General features: G+C 69.5%; 4 protein-coding genes. 2 read left to right on the forward strand and 2 right to left on the reverse strand.

Translation table 11 applies throughout. The annotated features are described in order from the left end of the window. Nucleotides 1–39: 39 nt before the first annotated feature. Together U9980_RS20800 and U9980_RS20805 are read left to right on the forward strand one after the other, a co-directional pair. On the forward strand, nucleotides 40–2,091 hold the full coding sequence (locus U9980_RS20800; protein WP_322769456.1) for an AAA family ATPase: 2,052 nt from the start codon (nucleotides 40–42) through the stop codon (nucleotides 2,089–2,091). A gap of 23 nt (nucleotides 2,092–2,114) precedes the next feature. Then, nucleotides 2,115–3,566, forward strand: a complete 1,452-nt coding sequence (locus U9980_RS20805; protein WP_322769457.1) for an aminoglycoside phosphotransferase family protein — start codon at nucleotides 2,115–2,117, stop codon at nucleotides 3,564–3,566. A gap of 158 nt (nucleotides 3,567–3,724) precedes the next feature. Here the strand turns inward: U9980_RS20805 and U9980_RS20810 are convergent, their stop codons facing one another. Further along, the gene (locus tag U9980_RS20810) at nucleotides 3,725–4,717 is read right to left on the reverse strand and encodes a hypothetical protein (RefSeq protein ID WP_322769458.1); all 993 of its coding nucleotides are present in this window, start codon (nucleotides 4,715–4,717) and stop codon (nucleotides 3,725–3,727) included. Between the two features lie 30 nt (nucleotides 4,718–4,747). After that, on the reverse strand, nucleotides 4,748–5,359 hold the full coding sequence (locus tag U9980_RS20815; RefSeq protein ID WP_322769459.1) for a hypothetical protein: 612 nt from the start codon (nucleotides 5,357–5,359) through the stop codon (nucleotides 4,748–4,750). Nucleotides 5,360–5,540 lie beyond the last annotated feature (181 nt).

Raw genomic sequence — 5,540 nt, forward strand, 5'->3', positions numbered from 1 at the left:
CCAGGAATTCCGACAGCCGAATAACGCCAGGAGTGCGCCATGGTCCCCGCGCCAAGGTTCCGTCGAGTCGCCGCATTGCAACGTGAATTCGTCGACCGCGAACCGGTGCTCGAGGCTTTCGCCGCCGAGCTCGGGCGCCTCGGCGACGGGCCGCGCATTCTGAACCTCACCGGAGTCGGGGGCATCGGGAAATCCCGGCTCCTGCGCGAGCTGAAGGACCGTGCCCGCGAAGCCCACCGCACCGCGACTCTCGATCTCCAGATACCCGCGCTGCGCCAGCAGGAGGACGCTCTCGCCGCGCTCCGGGGTGAGATCGGCGCACTGGGTATCCACTTCGATCGGTTCGACATCGCCTACGCGGTGCTGTGGCAACGCCTCCATCCACACCTGCGGCTGGACAAAGCCGAACTGCCGTTCCTGGATGGCAGTTCGATGCTCACCGACGTCGTCGACACGGTCGCCGGCCTGCCGTTCTTCGGCACGGCACGCGGCCTGATCCGGATTCTGGAACGCGGCTCCTCAGACGTCCGCCGCCGGATGCAGGTACGACGGGACAACACTCTCCAGATCCTCGACGACCTGCCAAACAGCGACCTCGCAGACGCCGTGACCTACCTTTTCGCCGCGGACCTGCGCGACGGCAGCGCCGAAAAGCCGTACGTGCTGTTCGTCGACAGCTACGAGGCGCTGGTCCCGGCACCGGTCCGGTCCGGGCGGGCGCACCTGGCCGACGGCTGGCTGCGTGACCTGTGCGCCCAGCTGGACGCCGGGCTGGTCGTCGTCGCCAGCCGTGAACCGCTGCGCTGGGAGACCGACGAACCTGAGTGGTCCGACGCCGTCCGGGTCCGCGACATCGGCGGCCTACCGATGGCCGCCCGCCTCGACCTGCTCGAAGCCGGTGGCATCACCGACCCGGCCCATCGGCACACCGTCGCCGAGGCGAGCGCCGGCCTGCCGTTCTACCTCCACCTGGCCGTCGACACCTACCAGCAGTCCGACGCGGCCACCGGCCGCGCGGCCGTGTCCCAGTCGCAGATCCTCGCCCGGTTCCTCGAGCACGTCAGCGCCGACGAGATCCGAACCCTCGAGGTCCTCAGCCCGGCCCGTCTGTTCGACTACGAGGTCTTCCGGTTCCTGGCCGCGCGGTTCCACCTACCCGGCGACCGGCTCGCCTGGGAGTCCCTGACCTCGTACTCCTTCGTCTACCCCGCCGGTGACGCGCTGCGCTTCCACCAGCTCATGGGCGCGGCGCTGTCGACCCGTCTCCCCCCCCCGTCGTTCACGACGTCCACACCGCCCTGCGCGCGCTGTGGGACGAACGAGCCGACTCCCTCGCCGCCGGGAACGACGGACCTGCCAGTGCCCGGGCGCTGCGCGAAGCGGTCTTCCACGGCCTGGCCGCCGCCACCATCGGCGGCGCCCAGCTGCTCGACTACGCCGACCGGGCCGTACGCCGCGGCGGCCACAGCGCCGCCGCCGGGCTCACCGACGACCTACGCAACCGGCTGGCGCTCCGGCCCTCGGATGACCTTGGCGACCTCGGCGACCTCGGCGACCTCGGCGACCTGCCCGAGACGCTGGTCTGCCTCGAAGCCGAAACCGCCGTCCGGTTCGGCGATGCCCCGACCGCAGTTCGTCTCGCCGTCGCTCCCGCCGCCGCGGCCGACATCACCTCGACGGTCGGCGCCCGGCTGGCGGTCGCCGCCGGCCACGGCCAGCGCATCGCGGGCAACACCCGCGAAGCCCTCGCCCTGTTCATCCGCGTGTGGGAGCAGACCACCGGAACACCCCGGTTACAGGCGGGGCTGTGGGCCTGCGACCTGCACATGGCGCAAGGCCGATTCCGCGACGCCGAAGCCCTCGCCGCCGACCTCGACGCGCTCGCCCCCGCCGACAACGCCGAGTTCCGGGGCGATGTCGCCCGACTCCGTCACCTCGCCGGTCGGTTCGCCTTCGACTTCGACACCGCCCGTCGCCACCTCGACGAAGCCACCGCCTGCTACGAGGCATCCGGCAGCGCCCTGGGTCTGGCCGACCTCGAGACCAACCGCGCCGAACTGCTCTGCCTTGTCGAGCCCCACCAGGCGGTAGACGCGGCGGGCCGCGCCATCGAGGTGCACCGTGACATCGGTACCCGCCACGAACTCGGCAAGGCCTACACCGCGCTGGCCGTCGCCCGGCTGCGCCTGGGCGACCTCGATGCCGCCGACACCGCGCTGCGCACCGCCTGCGACGTACTCGACCAGGCCGGTTACCGTTCGGGCCAGGCACGCGCCGAGCTCTACACCGGCCTGCTCCATGCCCGGCGAGGACGGATGGACCAAGCGGTCACCTCGCTACGGCGGACCGTCGAGGAACTCGAAGCCGCCGACGTCTACCCCACCTTCGTCCTGTTCGCCGCCTGCGCCCTGGAATACCTCGGGGTCACCGACAACACCGTCACCGCCGCCGTCACCGCCGCCGCGCACCGTGCCCGAGCGGCGGTGCAGCCCCTGCACACCCTCGACGCGATCGAAGAGCCCATCCGCGCCTACACCGCGGAACTCCTCGCCGGCCACGTCTGGAAACCCGACGAGCTGTACCGGGCGGCGCTCGAACGCACCGACGCCGCCGCCGGCTTCTACAACGACAACGTCCGGCTCGACACCCCGACCGGACCTGTGATCGTCCGAATTCCCATTCCGGGAAGCGACGTCATGGACCTCACCATCTGGGGGGAACCCGAGGTACTACGCGCCATCCGAAGCACGGTCGCCCACACCCCCCGGCTCCTGCACACCCAGGACAACCCCCGTTTCCAGGTCCACGAGTTCATCGCCGGGCAGCTTCTCGACGATCTCGCCCCACGCGGCGTCCGCGTCCCGGCCCATGTCCTCGACGACGTCGCCACCCTGTTCGCGCAACTCGGCGCCGTTCCCCGCGACCACGTACCGGCCACCCCGCCAGGCTGGCCCGACGACGGCGACACCGGCTCCTTCGCCGCCCGGCTGTCCGCGGTCACCGCCGACGTCCACGCCCGCTTCCTACCCGAGTTCGGCAGCCTCTTCGCCGACCTCGGGATCCCCGCCGAACCCCTCACGACGATCGAGCATGCCTGGGCACGACTGCGGCTCCGACCGTTCCGGCTCCTGCACACCGACATCCACCGCAAAAACATGATCCTCTCGGACGGGCGGACCTACTTCCTCGACTGGGAGCTGGCGCTGTGGGGCGACCCCGTCTACGACCTCGCCGTTCATCTTCACAAGATCGCCTACCAACCCGACGAACACGACACACTTCTCGGCCGCTGGACGGACGCCGTGCCCGGCCCGCCCGGCGACGGCTGGGAAACAGACCTTCCCGTCTACCTCGCCCACGAACGGGTCAAGTCCGCGATCGTCGACACCGTCCGATACACCAAACTCCTCACCGGCCCGCCGCTACCCGCCGACCAGCGACAGGCCCTCATCGACAAACTCGCCGGCAAGCTCGCCGCCGCCCACCAGATATGGCAGACCCGCCGACCCCGGACCAACCGCGAGACCGTCACGGCACACATCGCCCGATGGGCCGCCAACCGCTGACCCAACCCCTTGACGCGGACACGGAACCTGGGCGAGTTCAAACGGTCATAGCGACGCCACGGGCCCAGCGGCTTCTCGGTGTTACGGCGCAACTCATCGACATCTACCTGAGCGACGGGTAGACCGAGCGGCCGGTGGGACTAGACGAACAACTTTAATCAACGGCGGTGGCCGCGGTCGGACGGCCGCGCAGGCTCTGGCTCCCCGGACAATTCCGGCAGCAGCTCGACCAGCCCAGCCCATACCTCCTTTGCGCTGACCGGCACCAGCCGGACCACCGTCTCAGGGTCGATGTCCTCGGCGCGCAGCGGCTCGGCCGGCGTCTCCCGCCGCCAGAACCCGGCCGGACCGGCATCAATGACGACCAACGACCGCAACTGCACATCGCCGGGGGCCGCCGGCGGCGCAACCGGCCCACCATCCCAACTGACCGTCACCCGCCAGGAGAGCTTGTAGCCGGACAACACCACGGCCAGCTGGGTGATGTCGGCCTCCCGGATCGGCGGCTGGTACCGACGGCCGACTTCGCGGATGATCGTGATCGCTTCGGGCCGGTCAGCGACCCCCACCGCGTCTGCTGCCGTGAACGCCCGATCGACGAAGGCCATCGGGACAGAAACCGCGCAGCGGGCGGCCTCGCCGCCGGACGCGGCGACCGGCGGCAGCCGAAGGTCGACCATCCGGGCCATGGCCGGAACCAACAAGGCCGGTTCCAGCGGGGCGTACTCGCCGATATCACTACCCGGCCAGGCCTCCACCGTCCAGGCGATGCGACCCCGAATCGCGACACCGTGGCTGAGGATGCCACTCGGCGCGTTCGTCTCGACGTGGACCAGCAGGTCCGGTGCCGCCCAGGCCCGGACCAGGTCAACGGCGGCCGGCACCACCAGCCCGTCGTCGACGATTCCGGCCGCAGCAAGAGCCGCGAGATCCGATTGGAGTTCATTCTCGACCGTGCCCGGATGGATCAGCTGCCCGAGAGCCGCCAGATGGCGGGGCGTCAGGCGGAAGCGATGGCGGCCCGGATCCCAGTTGGCCGGCGCGCCGGCAATGCCCAGGGCATCATCCGGAATCTGAGGGCCGACCGGCACAGCGGGACCAGGGGTAGCGGGGGTGCCGGTCAACGGCCCAGCCTGCGGGCCGGAAGCCACGGGGCTGCTTCTTTGTCCTCCACCGCCACGTTACTGGCCCAGGATCGGCGCATAAAATGAGCTCCCGATCGCGGTGAAGGTCAACAGCGTGATGCTGATATCCAACTCATCGGCGTTGGCCATGAAAACCAAGTGCAGCCGCTTCGAGACGAGAACTGGCTCGCCGCTCGCGCGGGTCACCCGTACGCCAAAAATCTTCACGGCCCGCAGCCACCACGCCCGGTCACCGGCCTCAATGAGAACCTTGCTCGCCTCCCGGCGAAGCCCGGACGTTAAGTCCTTGAAAAGACTGCCCCGGCGTCCTGGCTGACTGATATACCCGGTGATGGCACCGGCAGGACTATAAACCACCAGGCTGACCGGCTCAATGTAGGCACGCGGGGAGATTTGAGACGACGCCAAGGACAGATCCCCGAACGACGGGGAGATCTCAGCTGGCCAGATGCCCTCCCCCCAGATGATCCGCTTACCGTGCGGCCCGCCATAGGGATGGCCCTTCGGGAGCACGCCGGTCCCCACCGTGCCGGCCCCCTCCAGCTCCCAGACAGTGTCATGCAGTACACCGTCCGGGGTGCCGGGGATGGCCGCGGCTATGACGCCTCGCCGTCGCCAAATCCGCAGGGTGCGCGCGCCCGCGCTCATGGCACCTTGCTGGCGACGAGGCTGCGGGTGATGGTCATCGTCCTGGGATCTCCCTGCGGTCGGCGGTTGGGGCACACACCCTGATGCACTGCCTGATGCACTACGTAGCCGATTGTGGACATATATGGCAGATCAGTCAAAAGGGTTAAGCCAGGACCCGACCTTGCGCGCACTGTGGGCT

It is taken from the genome of Protofrankia sp. Cr1 (assembly GCF_963555865.1).
Classification (GTDB): Bacteria; Actinomycetota; Actinomycetes; order Frankiales; family Frankiaceae; genus Protofrankia.